The sequence below is a fragment of the Pantoea sp. XY16 genome (genome assembly GCF_025153065.1).
Lineage (GTDB): Bacteria > Pseudomonadota > Gammaproteobacteria > Enterobacterales > Enterobacteriaceae > Pantoea > Pantoea alfalfae.
The window spans coordinates 72,799-91,138 of the sequence record NZ_JANZNP010000003.1 but is presented as its reverse complement, the minus strand read 5'-3'; the positions used below and the strand labels follow the sequence as shown (position 1 = coordinate 91,138).

Genomic DNA, 18,340 nt, shown 5'->3' with positions numbered 1-18,340 from the left:
TCCTGTCAATCAAAAGCGAACCAGCGCAGAACCCCAGGTGAATCCACCACCAAAGGCTTCCAGCAGAATAAGGTGTCCGGGTTTGATGCGGCCATCACGCACCGCTTCATCCAGTGCGCTGGGCACCGATGCAGCAGAGGTATTGCCATGGCGATCCAGTGTGACGACCACTTTATCCATGGTCATACCGAGTTTTTTCGCGGTAGCGCTGATAATGCGCAGGTTAGCCTGATGCGGTACCAGCCAGTCCAGCATTTCACGATCGAGATTATTGGCCTGCAGCGTTTCATCAACGATGTGGGCCAGTTCGGTGACGGCAACCTTGAAGACTTCGTTACCTGCCATAGTGACATAGGCAGGCTGATCCTGATGGGCACGATCCTGATAAGGCAGCGTCAGAAGCTGTGCATAGCGACCATCGGCATGAAGATGGGTAGAGATAATTCCCTGCTCTTCGCTCTGGCCCAGCACGACCGCACCCGCGCCATCACCAAACAGAATGATGGTGCCGCGATCGTCCGGATCCAGCGCGCGTGCCAGGACATCAGCGCCGATGACCAGAGCATGCTTAACCGCGCCATTTTTGATGTATTGATCAGCTACGCTCAGTGCATAGGTGAAACCTGCACAGGCGGCAGCAAGGTCAAAGGCCGCGCAATCTTTGATTTCCAGCATTTGCTGGATCATGCAGGCGGAGCTGGGGAAAGCATGGCTGGACGACGTTGTGGCGACAATAATCAGCCCAACATCGTTCGCGTCAATGCCTGCCATTTCAAGCGCGCGTTGCGCCGCGCTGAATCCCATGGTGGCGACGGTTTCGTCAGGCGCAGCAATGCGACGCTCACGGATGCCGGTACGGGTAACAATCCACTCGTCCGACGTCTCCACCATTTTTTCCAGATCGGCATTGGTGCGAACCTGGCTGGGCAGATAACTGCCCGTACCGATAATTTTGGTATACATCTAGGCTTTGTCACTCCTGGCTAATACAGCATCAAGGCGCGCAGCAATTCGCTCGGGAATTTGCTGCCTCACCGCCTGCTCTGCCTGTTCTATCGCCACGGCGAAGGCGTGTTGATTTGCTGCGCCGTGACTCTTGATCACTGTTCCGCGCAATCCTAACAGACAAGCGCCATTGTACTGGTCAGGGTTGAGTTGTCCGAAGCGCTTCGCCAGACGTTTCTGGATTAAGCGCCCCAGCAACTGAAGCCACCATGACCGTTTTTTACTTTCCCCTGATGACTTCAGCAGAGAAAGAAACATTCTTACCACGCCTTCCATCGTCTTCAGCGTGACGTTTCCGACAAAACCGTCACAGACCATCACATCTGTTTTACCGGTAAGCAGTTCGTTACCTTCAAGGTAACCAATATAGTTGATTTGCGGTGATTCTCGCAGCACTACTGCGGCGTCGCGGATGGTTTCCAGCCCCTTGGTCTCTTCGTGACCAATATTAAGCAACGCGACGCGGGGCCGTGGAATACCAAGCACATGCTCAGCCATCACCGACCCCATCACAGCAAACTGCACCAGCATCGCACTGTCTGAGCCCACATTCGCACCCAGATCCAGCACCACGGTTTTACCCTGTTGCTGATGCGGTAAAACGGACATCAGCGCAGGACGCTTAATCCCATCCAGCGGTTTTAATAAGAGTGTCGACAGCCCCATCAGCGCACCGGTATTGCCAGCGCTGATGCAGGCCTGTGCACGTCCCTCTTTAACCATCTCCAGTGCCACGCGCATTGAACTGCCGCGACTGTTCCGGATGGCCTGAGCGGGCCGCGCATCACTTGCAATAACCGATTCGGCAGGGATAACCTGCAAACGCCCCATCAGGGAGGAATCCGCTTTGGCAAGCAATGGCGTGAGGGTGTCGGGATGTCCGACCAGAAGAAGGAATAGTTCCGTATGAGAGGCCAGTGCCTGCAATGCTGCAGGCACTGTCACGCAGGGACCGAAGTCCCCGCCCATGGCATCAATCGCCAGGGTCAAACGTGTCAAGGTATCGCCTTGCTAAGCAAGAAACTTACTTAACGATAACCTTGCGACCGCGGTAGTAACCGTCCGCAGTGATATGGTGACGCAGATGAGTTTCGCCAGAAACTTTATCTACTGACAGAGCAGCAGTGGTCAGCGCATCGTGTGAACGACGCATACCACGCTTAGAACGGGTGGGTTTATTCTGTTGTACGGCCATGGACCTTACTCCTATTACTTACGCTTTAAACTGGCTAATACGGCAAATGGATTTGGTTTCTCCGCCTCTGCAGGCAGTTTGCCAAAGACCATGTCCGCCTCGGACACTTCACAGTGTTCAGAATCGTGCACCGGAACGACCGGCAGCGCGAGAATCAGTTCATCCTCGACAACCGCCAGCAGATCGATCTCACCAAACTCGTTGACATCGACCGGCTCGTACGCTTCCGGTAGTGCCTCGGCCTGCTCTTCAGAAGAGACAGGGCTGAAGCAATAACTCACTTTTACGTGATGGGGAAAGGTCTGGTTGCAGCGCTGACAACGTAACGTCACCTGTACTTCAGCAGTACCCGTCAGTACCGCCAGACGTTGGTTATCAACCGCAAACGACATGGCACAATCCACATCACTGTCCACACTAACGACCGACTCGGCCACACGCTCCACCTGAACAGATGTGTAGACACCCTGATAATCAAGGCGCTTCTGAGCGGTGCGGACAGGGTCCAGCGTTAGGGGTAATTTTACCTTTTGCATAGGGCGCGCATATTAACTTTGTAATGTCATAGAGTCAAAGAAAAAGGCCGTTAAACAGCATCTTTCAACCACTATTCGCATCCAGTGCGGCGCACAGTTTAAAATGACTGTCACCAATTCGCTATCACTATTGAAAAAAAATGACGCCATCAATTCTTTTAGCTTCAACCTCGCCCTTTCGGCAGGCATTACTGCGCAAGCTGGGCCTGCCTTTTATTACCGCTGCGCCTGAAGTGGATGAGTCACCGCAGCCCGGTGAAAATGCCGAAGCGCTGGTCACCCGTCTTGCCGTAGCGAAAGCGCAGGCGCTGGCAAAAGCCTGGCCTGACCACTGGATAATCGGCTCAGATCAGGTCTGCGTGCTGGATGGCGCGATCGCCGGTAAGCCTCATACGGCAGAGAATGCGCGGGCGCAACTGCGTGCCGCCAGCGGTCAGGCGATTACCTTTTACACCGGGCTGGCTCTTTTTCATCCGGCCAGCGGCAGGCTGCTGCAGTGTTGCGAACCCTTCGTGGTGCATTTCCGCTCCTTAACGGACGCTGAAATCGCCGGGTATGTGGAAAAGGAGCAGCCGCTGCAATGTGCAGGTAGTTTTAAAAGTGAAGGTCTGGGAATTTGTCTGTTTGATCGGCTGGAGGGGCGCGATCCTAATACGCTGGTCGGGCTGCCGCTGATTGCACTCAACGGAATGTTGCAGCAGGCCGGCATCAACCCTTTAACGGACTGATGCCGGAGAACGATTACACTTTCAGCTGACGCAGCTTATTCAGGCACTGCTTCAGGCCATCATCCAGCGGCGCTTCAACACGCATGACTTCGCCAGTGCCGGGATGAGTAAAGGTCAGTGCCGCCGCGTGCAGGAACAGGCGTTTCAGACCTGTTGACGCCAGCTGACTGTCAAAGTCACGTTCGCCATAGCGATCGTCGAAGGCGATGGGATGCCCGGCGTGCAGCGTATGGACACGAATCTGGTGGGTGCGTCCGGTGACCGGACTTGCTTTCACCAGCGTGGCAAACTCAAACCGCTCTTCCACTTTAAAACGGGTTTCAGAGGCTTTACCTTCGCTGCTGACGCGCACGACACGCTCACCGCTCTGGAGAATATTTTTCAGCAGGGGAGCCTGAACGACCTTAAGATGTGACGGCCAGTTGCCGCGCACCAGGGCCAGATAATCTTTCTGCATCCCCTTTTCACGCAGTTGCTCGTGCAGGGAACGCAGCGCCGAGCGTTTTTTTGCGACCAGCAGAATGCCCGAGGTGTCACGATCCAGGCGATGCACCAGTTCCAGGAAGCGCGCTTCCGGGCGCAGCGCGCGTAGCCCTTCAATCACCCCAAAACTGAGTCCGCTGCCGCCATGCACGGCAGTGCCAGAGGGCTTGTTCATCACCAGCAGCGACTCATCCTCAAAGAGGATAGCGTCCGCCAGCGAAGCGACCTTTGCCAGCTTAGGTGATACGGCATCTTCATCGCGTTCCGCTACCCGGACCGGCGGAATGCGTACCTCATCACCCTCCTCCAGCTTGTACTCAGGCTTGACGCGCTTTTTATTCACCCGTACCTCGCCCTTGCGTACGATGCGATAAATCATGCTCTTTGGCACACCCTTGAGCTGGGTGCGCAAAAAGTTATCAATACGTTGTCCGGCATTTTCAGCCGTGATGGCGACAAAATGTACGCCGGGATTCTCTGTTTTCATGGCGGCGATTCTAAATAGTGTCCCCTGATAGCGCCACCCCTTTTTCTGTGCTTAACTCTGGGGTTAATGTGATGGCAGGTCGCTTCTCTGCTGGCTTTTTCAGCAAACCGCTGCTTTGTCCGACACATTAGCAAGTTAAATGTAAAGAAACTTCACAAGCTGGCTAAAGTCGCCTTGCTATATGAAGGTTAGCAATGGAATAATGCCTGAGTTTCTTAACTGAAGCATTTCAGTGCAGAAACCGAGCGAAATTGTCATTTTGCCGGATTGAGCAGACACGCAGCAATGGCGTAAGACGTAATGCGAAATCAGGCACTTAGCGGGCTGCGGGTTGCGGCCTGGACAACAGTATGGGATGCACGGGTTTTCTTTATTCTCTCAGGCATTTCCACTATCTGGTGCTGTTTTTCCTTATGAAAAACAGGCCACCGACGTTATTTGCGCCCCTCGCGCGGTCGACAGCCGTGAGGTTGACGACATTGCACTAAGTCACGGGGCCATCGGTTGATACTCGTCCAGGGTAACTATGCCCGCAGCTGTAATCACTCATGAAAGAATAACGAGTAAGTCACGATGAAAAGAATGTTAATAAACGCAACTCAGCAGGAGGAGTTGCGCGTTGCCCTGGTTGACGGTCAGCGTCTGTACGATCTGGATATCGAAAGTCCTGGACACGAACAGAAAAAAGCCAACATCTACAAAGGTAAAATCACTCGCATTGAACCCAGCCTTGAAGCTGCGTTTGTCGATTACGGCGCAGAGCGTCACGGTTTCCTCCCGTTAAAAGAAATTTCCCGCGAATATTTCCCCTCCAGCTACAACGCACATGGTCGTCCGAATATTAAAGACGTGCTGCGTGAAGGCCAGGAAGTCATTGTTCAGATCGATAAAGAAGAACGCGGCAATAAAGGCGCTGCACTGACGACCTTTATCTCTCTGGCGGGCAGCTACCTGGTACTGATGCCGAATAACCCACGTGCAGGCGGTATCTCTCGCCGCATCGAAGGTGACGATCGTACCGAACTGAAAGAAGCGCTGTCGGCGCTGGATCTGCCGGAAGGCATGGGCCTGATTGTGCGTACTGCCGGCGTCGGTAAATCTGCCGAGTCGCTGCAGTGGGACTTAAGCTTCCGTCTCAAGCACTGGGAAGCGATTAAGAAAGCTGCTGAAAATCGCCCTGCTCCGTTCCTGATCCATCAGGAGAGCAACGTGATTGTGCGTGCCTTCCGCGACTATCTGCGTCAGGACATCGGTGAAATCCTTATCGATAATCCGAAAGTGCTGGAACTGGCGCGTCAGCATATCGCGGCGCTGGGTCGTCCGGACTTCAGCAGCAAAATTAAGCTCTACACCGGTGAAATCCCGCTGTTCAGCCACTACCAGATCGAATCGCAAATCGAATCCGCTTTCCAGCGTGAAGTCCGCCTGCCTTCCGGTGGATCGATTGTGATCGACAGTACCGAAGCACTGACCGCTATCGATATCAACTCAGCACGCGCCACGCGCGGCGGTGACATTGAAGAGACAGCGTTCAACACCAATCTTGAAGCGGCCGATGAGATTGCCCGTCAGCTGCGCCTGCGTGACCTGGGCGGCCTGATCGTTATCGATTACATCGATATGACGCCGGTACGCCATCAGCGCGCTGTTGAAAACCGTCTGCGTGAAGCTGTCCGCCAGGACCGCGCCCGCATTCAGATCAGCCACATTTCACGTTTCGGCCTGCTGGAGATGTCCCGTCAGCGTCTGAGCCCGTCATTAGGTGAATCCAGTCATCACGTCTGCCCACGCTGTAGCGGTACCGGCACTATCCGTGATAACGAGTCACTGGCGCTGTCCATTCTGCGTCTGATCGAAGAAGAAGCGCTGAAAGACAACACCAAAGAAGTTCACGCCATTGTTCCGGTTCAGGTTGCGTCTTACCTGCTGAATGAAAAACGTGAAGCGGTCAACGCGATTGAAAAACGCCAGGGCGGCGTGCGGGCAATCATTGTTCCTGATGACAAGATGCAGACCCCGCACTACTCCGTGCTGCGCGTACGTAAAGGCGAAGAGACGCAGACCCTGAGTTATCATCTGCCGAAGCTGCATGAAGCCGAAATGGCCATGCCGTCGGAAGAGGAACATGCTGAGCGCCGTCGTCCTGAGCAGCCTGCTCTGGCCGCCTTTGTGATGCCTGATGCGCCTCCTGCGCCGGTAGAAGTTGAGCCAGAAGTGAAGCGCGCTGAAGCTCAGCCAGCAGCAAAATCAGCCCCGGCTGTCGCTGCACCCGCGACCGTCAGCACCGGTTTCTTCGGGCGTCTGCTTGGCGGCCTGAAAAAAATGTTCGCTGGCGAAGAAGCGCCTGCTGCTGCGCCAGTGGCCACTGAGGTTGCTGAAACGCAGAAAGCAACTGAAGAGCAGGAAAGCAACAGTGGCCGTGGCGAGCGCCGCAGCAACAATAACAACCGTCGTAACAACAATCGTCGTGAGCGTACGCCGCGTAACGGTGATAATGCACAGTCTCGTGAAGGCCGTGAACCACGCGAAAGTCGCGAGCCGCGTGAAAGCCGTGAACCGCGCGAAAGTCGTGAGCCACGTGAAAGCCGCGAGCCGCGCGATGGCAACGATAACCGTCGCAACAAGCGTCAGTCTCAGACGGGTGAAGTACGCGAAGAGCGTCCGGCACTGAGCGAAGAAGCGCGCCAGCAGCGTGACGAGCAGCAGCAACAGCGCCGTGAACAGCGTGCTGAACGTCAGCGTCGTCGTCAGGAAGAGAAACGTGCCGGTGAAGAAGCGGCCAAAGCGGCTGAGCAGCCAGCAGTCGTTGCTGAAGCCCTGAGCGTCACTGAGGCGCAGGATGATGAACGCGTTCAGGTTATGCCGCGTCGTAAGCCGCGTCAGCTGAACCAGAAGGTGCGTGCTGATGATAACCGTCAGCCTCTGCCAGCCGAAGCCAGCGACATCGCTCCGCCTGCTGAAGGGCGTCAGGCACAGCCAGCTGACGTTGCTCAGACACAGCCTGATTTCCAGGCTTCGCAGAGTGACGAGCAGGATGATAACGATAACCGTGATAACGCCAATATGCCGCGTCGTTCACGTCGTTCGCCACGTCATCTGCGCGTCAGCGGACAGCGTCGTCGTCGTTACCGTGATGAGCGTTACCCGACGCAGTCAGCAATGCCGCTGGCTGCTGCCGCTGCTTCACCTGAAATGGCATCCGGTAAAGTCTGGATTCGCTATCCGGTGAGCCAGGCCAGCGAAGAGCAGGTTCAGAATGTAATGCACGAGACGCCAGCTTATAACAGCGAAGAGACTGCAGACGTGACCCATGCGCTGCCTGTTGCTGCCGCCGTTGAATCGGTTGCTCAGGACGCGCCAGTGCAACAGGCCGAGCCGCAGGCAGAAACGCCAGTAGCGATCGTCAACACTGACGATACCCGTGCTATCGACGCCCCGGTTGACGAGCAGCCTTCTGTTGTTCCGGCTGCTGATGAAGCCAAAGCGGAAGCGGTAGCGGCTGAAGCTGTGCCTGCTGAGCCCGTCGCTGAAACGCCAGTGTCACAGCCTGCTGACCTGGTCACCGAAACAGCGGTGGTAACGCCAGCCGCTGAAGTTTCACAGCCTGCAGACGTTGCAGAGCAGTCAGCTACTGATGTCAGTGAAGAGATCGCCGCAGAGGTGGAAGAAGTGCTGAACGCGCCGGTTGCTGCTAACGCTGAAAGCGCGCCAGTCAGTGAACCTCATGCCCCGGTTGCCGCTCGCGATATCGCGCCTGCAGCACCGGTAACGGCGGTCGAGCCTGGTGCATCAGCGCCTGCTGCTGAAGCGGTGCCAAATGACGGTACGCGCTGGAAGCACTATGCCTCTGCACCGATGACCAAAGCGCCTGCGCCGGTCTGGCAGTCAGAGCCTGCTCCGCACAGTGACTGGGTACGGGCACCTTATGAGTTCGATGGTCGCGGTTCTGCGGGTGGTCATAGCGCCACACATCAGGCCACTGCCCCGGCGACAAAGCCGTAACGCATAAGCTGTTGTAAACTGAACCCCGGCCTGAAAGCCGGGGTTTTTTTATGGCGTCGATTCAGTCATCAGGCCGTCAAAGGGGAAATAACCAACCCGTTTAATTCGTCAGCCATCAGTAAAGAGGGCGTCAGGCACGCTGGCCGTAATAAAGTGCGGGAAAGCATCAGGCAGGCATGCGGCGGGATAGCGTGAAGTGAGGAAGCAAAAAAACCAGACAGGCAGGCTTTATGACCAATCGCCCTGCCACCGGCTGAATCACAGGCAAAAAAATCCCACCTTCCTTTAGCAGGAGGGTGGGAAAAAGTAAGCGCATCCGGTTAAAGTACGCTCAAAATTTCAGGTCAGACTACGAATTCATCTGGAACAGTGACATCTTAGACATATCAGTAAAGGTCTTATAAGAAGCCTGAAGTGCTGTCTGCTGCATGGTGTAGCTGGAAGCCGCTTCAGTTAAATCCACGTTAACCAGGTCACTCATCTGCGAGCTGTAAATCACTTTACGGTCATCACCCTGCGCATTCAGCGTATCGATTTCACCAAGCTGAGTACCAATCTCAGAAACCACGGTTGAGACATTATTCAGCGCATTACCCAGCCCGCGGTTGGTTTTATCCATTGCGGCCTGGAAGGTCTGTTTAGTCGTGGCGTCCGCATCATCCTGCGGGACTTTTAATGCCGCAATAGCGCTATCCAGCATCTTAAACACATTGGTTTCGCTGGCGCTGCCATCCGGCTCTTTGGTGGCATTGCCGGTGATTGACATGAAGATGCTGTCACCGGTATGCGCCACGGTCATGGTACGGCTGGTATCAACCTTCTGGGTGATCGCTTCGGTGCCGCCAGCATAACTGACGCCCGTGCCTGCCGTATCAACAAACGGCGCGCTGTCAGTTTTATAGCCGGCAAAAATATAGCGGCCATTGGCATCTTTGCTGTTGGCCAGGTTAAGCAGCTGTGAGCGGATCCCCTCCAGCTGAGTGGCAATCGAGCCACGGTCATCGTCACTCAGCGTACCGGTTGAGCCATTGACGATCAGCGTCTGCGCCGCAATGATGCCATTGGTAACGCCCTTCAGCGTATTGTCTTCCAGTGACAGGCCCTGCTCAGCAAAGGTACGCGCCAGCGCATACTGTTCACCCTGCTGCTGAGTCTGAGTCAGCACAACAGCACGTGACGCGGCAATCGGGTCATCGGAGGGATTCGTTACACGGCGACCGCTGGAGAGCTGCTCACCCACTTTCAGCCAGGAGGCTTGCGAGTCAGTAATGCCGCGCACCTGCTGTTCAAAAATCATATTTGTACTGATTCGCATGTTATCTCCTGCCCTTAGCGAATATTAATCAATGCGTTAAACACGGTGCTGGCAGTCTGGAGCACCTGCGCATTGGCCATGTAATATTGCTGGTATTTGGTCAGATTGGCGTACTCCTCATCGAGGTTGACGCCAGAGACTGACTGCTGGCGTTCGGTCAGCTGACTGACCACACTTTTCTGCGTCGTGCTGGTGGTTTCCAGCGAGCTGGTTTTGTTACCCACGGTGCTGACGATAGCCGCATAGGCCTGCGACAGCGTGGCGTTGCCGCCGACCAGCTTTACATCCTGCAGATTCAGCAGTTTCTGCGCATTGCGGTTATCACTTTCACCGCCAACCGCGCTCGCAGCAGCCACCTGAGATTCACTGGTGATTGCCACGGACATGTCGTTAATCACATTCTGGACCGGCTTCACCAGGAAGCTGTCTTTGGCGGCAGGTGCAGGCGAGGCACCCACAGTCAGTTTCAGGCCATCAAAACTCAGCGTGGTATTGCCACTGGCATCGGTACTCTGGGTGATGGCGGCTGCGGTGCTGTCTGACGCACGCGTTGCGGTCCAGTTATTGCCGTCATAACTCACGGTGTAGTTAGTGGCTTTCAGCGCGCTGGTGTCGGTCCATTCAGCGGTCACGGAGGCGGCGGTACTGTTTTTACTGTTGCTCACCACGGCTGGACTGCCGATATTAAAGAAGTCGACGCCCTGGTCGCCGTGGCTGTCAAAGCCCTGCTTATGGACGTCGTTGAAGCTGGTGGTAAACGCCGCCGCTAACTGACCCAGCTGGTTCTGTGCCAGATCCAGATCCTGAGTGCGGAACGCCAGCAGACCGCCAAGCGAGCCGGTGGTGATCAGTTTTTCCGGAATCTCAACGTTGCCCGCCTGCCTGTCGACATAGCCAATCGTGGTACGCGTCGGATCGCTGCTGGCGCTCATCGCCACCAGCTCGTGAGATTTGTTGCCGTTAACCAGCGTCAGGCCGTTGGCCATTGATACTGTGTAATTGCCATCCTGCTGCGATACCGTCACGCCAACGACTTTATTCAGGTCATTGACCAGCTGATCACGCTTATCAAGCAGATCGTTAGGCGCCGCACCGTTGCCATTAGTCAACTTGCCAATCTGCTGGTTAAGATCGGCAATCTGGCTGGTGAGGGTGTTGACCTGTTTAACACTGGAGCTGACATCAGCATTGACGCTGTTCTGCATATTGTTCAGGTATTGCGCTGAGGTCTGGAACTGGTTCACCAGACCCTGTGCATTGCTGAGCATCGACTGACGCGCTGACGGATCGTTGGCGTTACTGACGACGTTCTGCAGGTTGGTAAAGAAGCCTTGCAGCGAGGTCGACAGGCTGGTCGTCGCGGTCGACAGCAGATCGTCAATGTTAGAAATCTGCGTATGCTGAGTGTCGACTGCACTGTAACTCGCGCTGGCACCCCGCAGCTGTGTGGCAATAAATGAATCATATTCACGTTGTACACCGGTAATGTTCACGCCGTTACCATAATAGCTATTACCCTGAAGGGTACTGTTCGCCTGCGCCAGTACCGTGGTCTGACGTGAATAGCCCGCCACGGTGTAGTTAGAAATGTTGTTACTGGTGGTGCTCAGAGCGGCCTGCGCGGCACTCAATCCGCTCATCGCGGAGTTAATTATGCTGGACATCTCGGTTCCTTACGTTCCCCGTCAACCGGGCTGGCAGACATCAAAGTGGGCGCCAGCAGGCGAAACGCTTCTGGCTATAGGGATGTTATCGGCTTGCTTAAGTGAAACTTGAGGCGAAATGATCAGAACAGGTCGCCAATATCCTGGCTGTATGCTTTGACGACTTTGTCGCCCATGCTTTTGAATTGCTGAATCATTCCCACCAGCTTTTGCGCATATTTCGGGTCGGTGGCATAGCCTGCCGCCTGTAACGCCTGCGCGCCCTGCTCTGCGCTTGAGGCGTTGGTCACTGCCGCATAGCGAGGGTTTTTGGTCAACAGTTTGACGTAGTCGGTCAGCGCCTCGAAATAGGAGTTGTACACCCTGAAGCTGGCACGGACTTTCTTCGCTGCACCCTGCTCATATTCGGTGGTCATGATATCGGTGGTGTCACCTTTCCAGTCTCCGCTGGCTTTAATCCCGAACACGTTATAGCTCGGCTTGCCGTCGCGGGTCAGGATCTGTCGCTGGCCCCAGCCCGACTCCAGCGCAGCCTGCGCCAGAATCAGGTGATGTGGAATACCACTCTGCTGACTGGCCGCCTGCGCTGGCTGCGTCAGCTGAGCGATAAACTCACGGCTGTCGCTCGGCAGCCCCGTGGGTGACGCGATCGGCGGCAGTCGTGGCATCGCCTTCCGCACCATCTGCTCCAGCTGCTGGGCGGGCAGTGGTGTGGCTCCGCTGGTGCTGAGAATAAAGCTGTTATCCAGCTTCATCGGCACCGTACCGGCTTTTTCATCCGGCGCGGTGGCGGGCTGCATCTGTTTGACGATGGTTTCCGCCAGACCGAGGCCACGCTTGCCCATCTCCTGTGCAATCTGCTGGTCATACATAGAGGTAAAAAGTTTGGTCTGCTCGTTGCCCATAATGCCGTCCTGCGGCAACGCATCGCGCATACTCTTCAGCATCATCTGTACAAACATCCCTTCAACCTGACGTGCAACCTGCAACGCATGTCCTTTCGGATCGTTGCTCGCCTGGCGTTTAAGATCATTCAGGGAGCGGCTGTCGAAAGCCGGACTCGTGACAGATTGCATATCAGCCATCAGATAATTTCCAGTTTGGCACGCAGACAGCCGGCACTCTGCATCGACTGCAGAATCGACATCAGTTCGATAGGTGATGCACCCAGCGCATTCAGCGCACGGACTACGTTATTCAGATTAGCGCTGGCATTGACGCGCTGCAGCGCACCGCCGGTCTGGCGGAGATCGATCTGGGTCTGCGTCGTCGCCACGGTCTGACCACCGGCCAGCGGTGTATCAGGCTGACTGACGTTCTGCTGCTGGTTAACCGTCACTGACAGGTTGCCCTGCGCCACTGCACACTGATTCAGCGTGACTTCGCGGTTCATGACGACCGAGCCGGTACGGGAGTTGATGATCACTTTGGCATCTTCAACCGGAATCGAGACATCAATGTTCTGGATCTCAGCCAGCAGACGCACCTGCGCACCATTATTCGGTGACACGCGGATCTGCACGGTACGGGCATCCAGCGGCTGCGCTGCGCCATAACCGCCACGGGCGTTGATCGCGTCCGCAATACGCTGCGCCATCGAGAAATCTTCATTGTTAAGCTGCAGGTTAAGGGTGTTCTGCGAGCCAAAGTTGCTCTGCAGTTCACGTTCAACCGTTGCACCGCCAGTGATGCGGCCACCGTTCAGCTGGTTGACCTGAACACTGCTGCCGCCCGCAGAGGCACCTGCACCACCGACCAGGATGTTACCCTGAGCCAGCGCATAGACCTGGTTATCAACCCCTTTCATCGGCGTCATTAACAGCGTGCCGCCGCGCAGGCTTTTAGCATTACCCAGCGATGAGACCACCACATCCAGGTTCTGTCCCTGACGGGCAAACGACGGCAGCTTAGCGGTCACCATAACGGCTGCCACGTTTTTCAGCTGCATATTGGTGCCCGCAGGCACGGTGATGCCAAGCTGCGACAGCATGTTGCTCACCGTCTGGGTAGTAAAGGGCGTCTGCGTGGTCTGGTCACCGGTGCCATCCAGACCCACGACCAGGCCGTAGCCCAGCAGCTGGTTATCACGTACGCCCTGTACCGTGGTTAAATCACGAATCAAATCGGCTTTGGCCAGCAGGCTGACGCCCAGCAGCAGCGCCAGCCCGGCGCGTAACAGCGTTAACTTTTTCATTGAAACCTCTTACATCGGCGAGATGTTCAGGAAGAAACGCTGGAACCAGCCCATGGTCTGCGCCTCATTGATGTAACCATTTCCGACGTACTCAATACGTGCATCGGCGACAGCGGTAGATAACACGGCGTTACTGGCGCTGATGGTGCGTGGGTTGACCACGCCCGAGAAGCGAATGAACTCCGTGCCCTGATTAATGGCGATCTGTTTTTCACCGACTACGTGCAGGTTGCCGTTTGACAACACCTGATCCACGGTGACGGTAATGGTGCCGGTAAAGGTGTTATTGGCGGATGCGCCGCCTTTACCTGCGAAGTCGTTTTTGCCTTCGGCGCTGAGATTGGCTTTTTCGCCACCTGCACCCACCAGGCCTGCCAGACCCGTCGGCACGCCGCTCACACCAAAGCTGTTGCTGCCGTCGCGGCTGGCACTGGCTGAGGAGCTTTTGCTGGCGCTGACGTTTTCCTGCAGCGTGATGGTCAGGGTATCGCCGATGTTGCGTGGACGGCGATCTTCAAACAGCGGCTGATAGCCGTAGTTAAGTGGCGCGACGCCCTGGAATATAGAGCCGTTTACCACCGGTGGCGCGGACGGCATCGGCTGCGCCGTGGTTGCCCCCTCGACCAGCGGAGTACGCGGGACCAGGGCACATCCGTTAAGAGTTAGCAGCAACGAGGCGACTAACCAATGTCCAGGCTTGAGAATCTGTTGCTTCGCCACGGTGTCACGACCTTATTAATGTCTGTATCTCAGGCCAGCACGGGCTGGCCCTGTTCGGGATTAAAGCTGGGTTAATTTCGCCAGCATCTGATCAGAGGTGCTGATCGCCTTGCTGTTGATTTCATAAGCGCGCTGCGTCTGGATCATGGTGACCAGCTCTTCCGCTACGTTAACGTTCGAGGTTTCGGTATAGCCCTGATAGAGCAGACCCGCGCCGTTCTGGCCTGGCGTGCTGTCGGTCGGTGCGCCCGATGCCTGGGTTTCCTTGTAAAGGTTTTCACCCACGCTATCGAGACCGGCGTCGTTCATAAAGGTGCTCAGCGTTAACTGACCGACCTGTGCGGCCTGAGCCTGACCCTGCTGCGTCACGCTGACCACACCGTCACGCGACACCGTAATGCTGGTGGCGTTGGCCGGAATGGTAATGCCTGGCTGTACCGGGAAACCGGAGTTGGTCACCAGCTGTCCGTTCTGATCAACCTGAAACGCGCCATCACGGGTATAAGCAGAGGTGCCGTCCGGCATCTGAATCTGAAAATAACCCTGACCGTTAATAGCAATATCTTTTGAGTTACTGGTCTGCGACAGGTTGCCCTGAGTATGCAGACGCTCAGTGGTCACCGGACGCACACCGGTACCGATCTGCAGGCCCGATGGCAGCGTTGTCTGTTCTGACGACTGCGTGCCCGGCTGGCGCATAGTCTGGTACATCAGATCTTCGAACACGGCACGTGAACGTTTAAAGCCGTTAGTGCTGACGTTTGCCAGGTTGTTGGCAATGACGTCCATGTTCATCTGCTGCGCATCAAGACCGGTCTTAGCGATCCATAAAGAACGAATCATGTTGTTATCCTCGCGCCTTAGCTCATGTTCAGGAGCTGATTGGCTTTTTGTTCATTTTCGTCGACGTTGGTGATGACTTTCATCTGCATCTCAAAACGTCGGGCGTTGGCGATCATATCGACCATGGTTTCCACTGGTTTGACGTTGCTGCCTTCCAGCACGCCAGGCATCACCTGCATAGTGGCGTCAGCCTGCAGTGCAGCACCACGGGTCGCCTGCGTCGCTGCGGTAGGACGAAACATGCCGTCATCACTGCGCTGCAGCTCCTGCCCGGTTGCCCTGACCAGCTTCAGCTTGCCCAGCTGAACCGTGGCATTCGGCGAATCACCGGCGTTCAGTCCGGTGATGGAGCCGTCTGCCGCAATGGTGATTTCCGTACCCTGCGGGATCACAATCGGACCGCCATCGCCCATCACAGGATTGCCCTGAACCGTCAGCGTACCGGTCGGACTGATTTGCATATTGCCGTTGCGGGTATAGGCTTCGCTGCCGTCAGCGGTACGCACCGCCAGCCAGCCATCCTGCTGCACCGCCACATCGAGCGGACGCTCGGTGTAATCCATCGCGCCCTGACTCATGTCGGCGCCGGGTGTCGAGGCGGCGACCAGCGTACGGGTTGGCAGCGACCAGCCACTCACCGGCACCGCGCGCAGCGCATTCAGCTGTGCACGAAAACCGGGGGTTGAGGCGTTGGCGAGGTTGCTGGCGGTCACCGCCTGCTGATCCAGCGTCTGGCTGGCCGCGCCCATCGCGGTATATATCGCGTGATCCATATGGCAATCCTGTTAGCGAATTAACGTAAGTTAACCAGCGTGTTGAGAATCTGGTCCTGAGTTTTGATGGTCTGCGCATTCGCCTGATAGTTACGCTGCGCGACGATCATGTTCACCAGCTCTTTACTCATGTCGACGTTGGACGATTCCAGTGCGCCCGCCGTCAGTGAGCCGAAGGTGCCGGTGTTGGCCAGACCAATGGCTGCCTGACCGGATGCGCTTGATGCAGACCAGACGTTGTCGCCCTGTGACTGCAGACCTTCCGGGTTAGAGAAGCTCGCCAGGACAATCTGACCCAGCAGCTGGGTTTTTTGGTTTGAGTAGGTACCGGTAATGGTGCCGTCATCATTAATCGCGTAGCTGGTCAGATCGCCTGGCGCATAGCCATCCTGCGTCGGGCTGCCAAAGGTGGTAGTGCCGGTGTTCTGCTGCAGGCTGCCCAGCATGCTCAGGTTGATCGGCTGATTGGCGACTGCGCCATTGGCGCCGCCCACGTTCAGCGTCAGGCCGACGGTGCCATCCGTGGTGGTGCTCACAACGGCACCGGTGGCATCCAGCTTAGAGACGCTGGTCAGCTTACCGCTGGTGTCAAACGCCATTCTGAAGTCACCCGCTGAGGTGCCGGTGTTGCCATCAATGGTGTGGACTGTCCAGCTGTTGCTGGTGGTGTCTTTCACGAAATACATGTCGAGCGCATGGTCATTACCCTGCGAATCGAACACGGTGGCGGTGGTTTTCTTGTTGTAGCTGTCTGCGTTCGCCGTCGAGAAAGTGGTTACCGTTGGCGTGGTATCCGTTGAGTTCAGGTTGGCAACCAGACCGGCGGTGGTAGTGGCGCGGGCTGACATCTGCGTGGTAGGAATAGTCAGCGCCACCGGGTTGGCACCCGCCTGGATGGTGGCCGGTGAACCGCTTGCCGGATAGCCGGTCACGTTCAGACCCTGGGTGTTCACCAGGTTACGGTTGGCATCCAGCGTTAACTGGCCGTTACGTGAATAGAAGACGCCGCCGCTGCTGTCGGTCATACGGAAGAAACCGTTGCCGCTCAGCGCAACGTCCAGGCCACGGCTGGTGGTGGTGGTCGCACCGTCGTTAAAGTTCTGGATCACCGCAGCGACTTTGGTACCAAGACCGACGTTAGAACCGGCAAACATATCGGCAAACGCGATGGTGCTGGATTTAAAGCCCGCTGTCGCGGAGTTGGCAATGTTGTTACCGATGACATCAAGGTTACTTGAAGCAGCACCAAGGCCGCTGACCGCTTGGGAAAATGACATGTGTTTGTTTCCTGTCTACAGGTTAATCAGAGAATCTGACGTACGTCGTCAAGGGTGGCGGAGCCCATGGTGCCGAGATCCAGTTTTGTGGTGTTGTTCGCAGTACTCACCCCATTGACGTAGGCGTAGTTAAGCGGTTGTGCCACCAGTTGTGTGTTGCCATTGCTTGCGGCAATCGCAACGCTGTATTTACCATCCGGTGCGACAGAGCCATCAGTCAGCTTGCCATCCCACGAGAAGGTGTGGACGCCAGCGCTCAGCGCGCCCAGATCGACGGTGTCGATCACCGTGCCATTCGCATCTTTAATGGTGGCGGATGCGCCGGTAGAGGCGGAAGCCAGTTCCACGCCAAATGGCGTTGTGGTGCCGTTGCCTACCAGAATCTGTCCGCCATTAACCATCACGCCATGCCCAATCAGCGTGGAGCTCTGCAGCGACTGGCTGGTGCTGATCTGTCCGGAGATCGATCCCAGTGTGGTATTCAGTTTTTCAATGCCGCTCAGGGTATTGATCTGTGCCAGCTGCGTGGTGAGCTGGCTGTTATCCATTGGATTGGTTGGATCCTGGTTCTTTAACTGCGTCACCAGCATGGTCAGGAACTGATTCTGCAGATCCTGCGCGTTGTTGCCGGTGCCGCTGGTGCTGGATGAGCTAAGGACCGTGGGGTCCAGCTTTTCATTAACGCCTACCGCGATAGCCATCATTTTTCTCCGTTATTGCCCGATCGTCAGGGTTTTCATCATCATCGACTTCACGGTGTTGAGCACCTCGACGTTGGCCTGGTAGCTGCGTGACGCCGACATGGTGTTGACGCTTTCAGAAACCACATCCACGTTCGGCATCTTCACGTAGCCTTTGGCATCGGCCATCGGGTTGCCCGGGTCATAGACCAGCTTCGCAGGTGTCGGATCGTCCACGACGCGTGCCACTTTCACACCGCCGGTCGCTGAACCCGGGGCCGCATCGGTCTGGAAGACCACCTGCTTTGCCACGTAAGGCTTGCCATCGGGGCCGGTGACGCTGTCGGCGTTTGCCAGGTTACTGGCACTGACGTTTAATCGCTGTGATTGCGCGGTCATCGCTGAGCCGGCAATGTCAAAAATATTCAGCAAGGCCAT

General features: G+C 56.2%; 17 protein-coding genes. 2 read left to right on the top strand and 15 right to left on the bottom strand.

Annotated features, from left to right (window positions below):
• Window positions 1-9: 9 nt before the first annotated feature.
• Genes N1689_RS03305 through yceD form a run of 4 tightly spaced genes read right to left on the bottom strand, consistent with a single transcriptional unit; the run spans window position 10 to window position 2,736 of the window.
• Window positions 10-963: a beta-ketoacyl-ACP synthase III gene (locus N1689_RS03305; protein WP_161733774.1), complete on the bottom strand. Its 954-nt coding sequence runs from the start codon at window positions 961-963 to the stop codon at window positions 10-12.
• Window positions 964-2,004 (bottom strand): phosphate acyltransferase PlsX, encoded by a 1,041-nt coding sequence (gene plsX, locus N1689_RS03300; protein WP_161733776.1) that lies wholly within the window; start codon window positions 2,002-2,004, stop codon window positions 964-966.
• Between the two features lie 25 nt (window positions 2,005-2,029).
• Complete coding sequence (gene rpmF / locus N1689_RS03295) at window positions 2,030-2,200, bottom strand: 50S ribosomal protein L32 (protein WP_003849870.1); 171 nt, start codon at window positions 2,198-2,200, stop codon at window positions 2,030-2,032.
• Window positions 2,201-2,214: 14 nt separating this feature from the next.
• Complete coding sequence (yceD, locus tag N1689_RS03290; RefSeq protein WP_008925931.1) at window positions 2,215-2,736, bottom strand: 23S rRNA accumulation protein YceD; 522 nt, start codon at window positions 2,734-2,736, stop codon at window positions 2,215-2,217.
• Between the two features lie 140 nt (window positions 2,737-2,876).
• Between yceD and N1689_RS03285 the strand changes: the two genes are divergently transcribed.
• Window positions 2,877-3,464 (top strand): nucleoside triphosphate pyrophosphatase, encoded by a 588-nt coding sequence (locus N1689_RS03285; protein WP_253421587.1) that lies wholly within the window; start codon window positions 2,877-2,879, stop codon window positions 3,462-3,464.
• 13 nt (window positions 3,465-3,477) lie between these two features.
• Here the strand turns inward: N1689_RS03285 and rluC are convergent, their stop codons facing one another.
• Window positions 3,478-4,434, bottom strand: a complete 957-nt coding sequence (rluC, locus tag N1689_RS03280; protein ID WP_161733780.1) for a 23S rRNA pseudouridine(955/2504/2580) synthase RluC — start codon at window positions 4,432-4,434, stop codon at window positions 3,478-3,480.
• Window positions 4,435-5,007: 573 nt separating this feature from the next.
• Between rluC and rne the strand changes: the two genes are divergently transcribed.
• On the top strand, window positions 5,008-8,436 hold the full coding sequence (gene rne / locus N1689_RS03275) for a ribonuclease E (protein WP_260057888.1): 3,429 nt from the start codon (window positions 5,008-5,010) through the stop codon (window positions 8,434-8,436).
• Between the two features lie 349 nt (window positions 8,437-8,785).
• On the opposite strand, the gene flgL is transcribed toward rne, so the two are convergent.
• From flgL to flgC, 10 genes are all read right to left on the bottom strand, one after another.
• Window positions 8,786-9,751 carry a flagellar hook-associated protein FlgL gene (flgL, locus tag N1689_RS03270; protein ID WP_161733784.1) on the bottom strand — a complete coding sequence of 322 codons (966 nt, stop codon included), beginning with the start codon at window positions 9,749-9,751 and terminating at the stop codon, window positions 8,786-8,788.
• A 14-nt stretch (window positions 9,752-9,765) separates the two neighbouring features.
• Window positions 9,766-11,415, bottom strand: a complete 1,650-nt coding sequence (gene flgK, locus N1689_RS03265) for a flagellar hook-associated protein FlgK (protein ID WP_161733786.1) — start codon at window positions 11,413-11,415, stop codon at window positions 9,766-9,768.
• Between the two features lie 122 nt (window positions 11,416-11,537).
• Window positions 11,538-12,500 (bottom strand): flagellar assembly peptidoglycan hydrolase FlgJ, encoded by a 963-nt coding sequence (gene flgJ / locus N1689_RS03260; protein WP_260057887.1) that lies wholly within the window; start codon window positions 12,498-12,500, stop codon window positions 11,538-11,540.
• Entirely contained in the window at window positions 12,500-13,609 is a 1,110-nt protein-coding gene (locus tag N1689_RS03255; protein ID WP_161733791.1) for a flagellar basal body P-ring protein FlgI, read from the bottom strand. Before N1689_RS03255 ends, flgJ begins: the two co-directional genes overlap by 1 nt.
• 9 nt (window positions 13,610-13,618) lie before the next feature.
• On the bottom strand, window positions 13,619-14,329 hold the full coding sequence (locus N1689_RS03250) for a flagellar basal body L-ring protein FlgH (protein ID WP_033732242.1): 711 nt from the start codon (window positions 14,327-14,329) through the stop codon (window positions 13,619-13,621).
• 60 nt (window positions 14,330-14,389) lie between these two features.
• Window positions 14,390-15,172, bottom strand: coding sequence for a flagellar basal-body rod protein FlgG (gene flgG / locus N1689_RS03245; protein WP_003849881.1), 783 nt, complete (start codon window positions 15,170-15,172; stop codon window positions 14,390-14,392).
• A gap of 17 nt (window positions 15,173-15,189) precedes the next feature.
• Complete coding sequence (locus N1689_RS03240; RefSeq protein ID WP_061062163.1) at window positions 15,190-15,945, bottom strand: flagellar basal body rod protein FlgF; 756 nt, start codon at window positions 15,943-15,945, stop codon at window positions 15,190-15,192.
• A 20-nt stretch (window positions 15,946-15,965) separates the two neighbouring features.
• Entirely contained in the window at window positions 15,966-17,222 is a 1,257-nt protein-coding gene (flgE, locus tag N1689_RS03235; protein WP_260057885.1) for a flagellar hook protein FlgE, read from the bottom strand.
• Between the two features lie 26 nt (window positions 17,223-17,248).
• Window positions 17,249-17,923 carry a flagellar hook assembly protein FlgD gene (gene flgD, locus N1689_RS03230; RefSeq protein WP_013357441.1) on the bottom strand — a complete coding sequence of 225 codons (675 nt, stop codon included), beginning with the start codon at window positions 17,921-17,923 and terminating at the stop codon, window positions 17,249-17,251.
• A 12-nt stretch (window positions 17,924-17,935) separates the two neighbouring features.
• On the bottom strand, window positions 17,936-18,340 hold the full coding sequence (gene flgC / locus N1689_RS03225; RefSeq protein ID WP_013357440.1) for a flagellar basal body rod protein FlgC: 405 nt from the start codon (window positions 18,338-18,340) through the stop codon (window positions 17,936-17,938).

Bases quoted from the DNA above. Each gene is read 5' to 3' on its own strand.
- N1689_RS03285 (WP_253421587.1), top strand. From the start codon at position 2,877: ATGACGCCATCAATTCTTTTAGCTTCAACCTCGCCCTTTCGGCAGGCA.
- flgD (WP_013357441.1), bottom strand. From the start codon at position 17,923: ATGGCTATCGCGGTAGGCGTTAATGAAAAGCTGGACCCCACGGTCCTT.
- rpmF (WP_003849870.1), bottom strand. From the start codon at position 2,200: ATGGCCGTACAACAGAATAAACCCACCCGTTCTAAGCGTGGTATGCGT.
- rne (WP_260057888.1), top strand. From the start codon at position 5,008: ATGAAAAGAATGTTAATAAACGCAACTCAGCAGGAGGAGTTGCGCGTT.
- flgK (WP_161733786.1), bottom strand. From the start codon at position 11,415: ATGTCCAGCATAATTAACTCCGCGATGAGCGGATTGAGTGCCGCGCAG.
- N1689_RS03255 (WP_161733791.1), bottom strand. From the start codon at position 13,609: ATGAAAAAGTTAACGCTGTTACGCGCCGGGCTGGCGCTGCTGCTGGGC.
- flgE (WP_260057885.1), bottom strand. From the start codon at position 17,222: ATGTCATTTTCCCAAGCGGTCAGCGGCCTTGGTGCTGCTTCAAGTAAC.
- rluC (WP_161733780.1), bottom strand. From the start codon at position 4,434: ATGAAAACAGAGAATCCCGGCGTACATTTTGTCGCCATCACGGCTGAA.
- yceD (WP_008925931.1), bottom strand. From the start codon at position 2,736: ATGCAAAAGGTAAAATTACCCCTAACGCTGGACCCTGTCCGCACCGCT.
- flgC (WP_013357440.1), bottom strand. From the start codon at position 18,340: ATGGCCTTGCTGAATATTTTTGACATTGCCGGCTCAGCGATGACCGCG.
- N1689_RS03240 (WP_061062163.1), bottom strand. From the start codon at position 15,945: ATGGATCACGCGATATATACCGCGATGGGCGCGGCCAGCCAGACGCTG.
- N1689_RS03305 (WP_161733774.1), bottom strand. From the start codon at position 963: ATGTATACCAAAATTATCGGTACGGGCAGTTATCTGCCCAGCCAGGTT.
- flgJ (WP_260057887.1), bottom strand. From the start codon at position 12,500: ATGGCTGATATGCAATCTGTCACGAGTCCGGCTTTCGACAGCCGCTCC.
- flgL (WP_161733784.1), bottom strand. From the start codon at position 9,751: ATGCGAATCAGTACAAATATGATTTTTGAACAGCAGGTGCGCGGCATT.
- flgG (WP_003849881.1), bottom strand. From the start codon at position 15,172: ATGATTCGTTCTTTATGGATCGCTAAGACCGGTCTTGATGCGCAGCAG.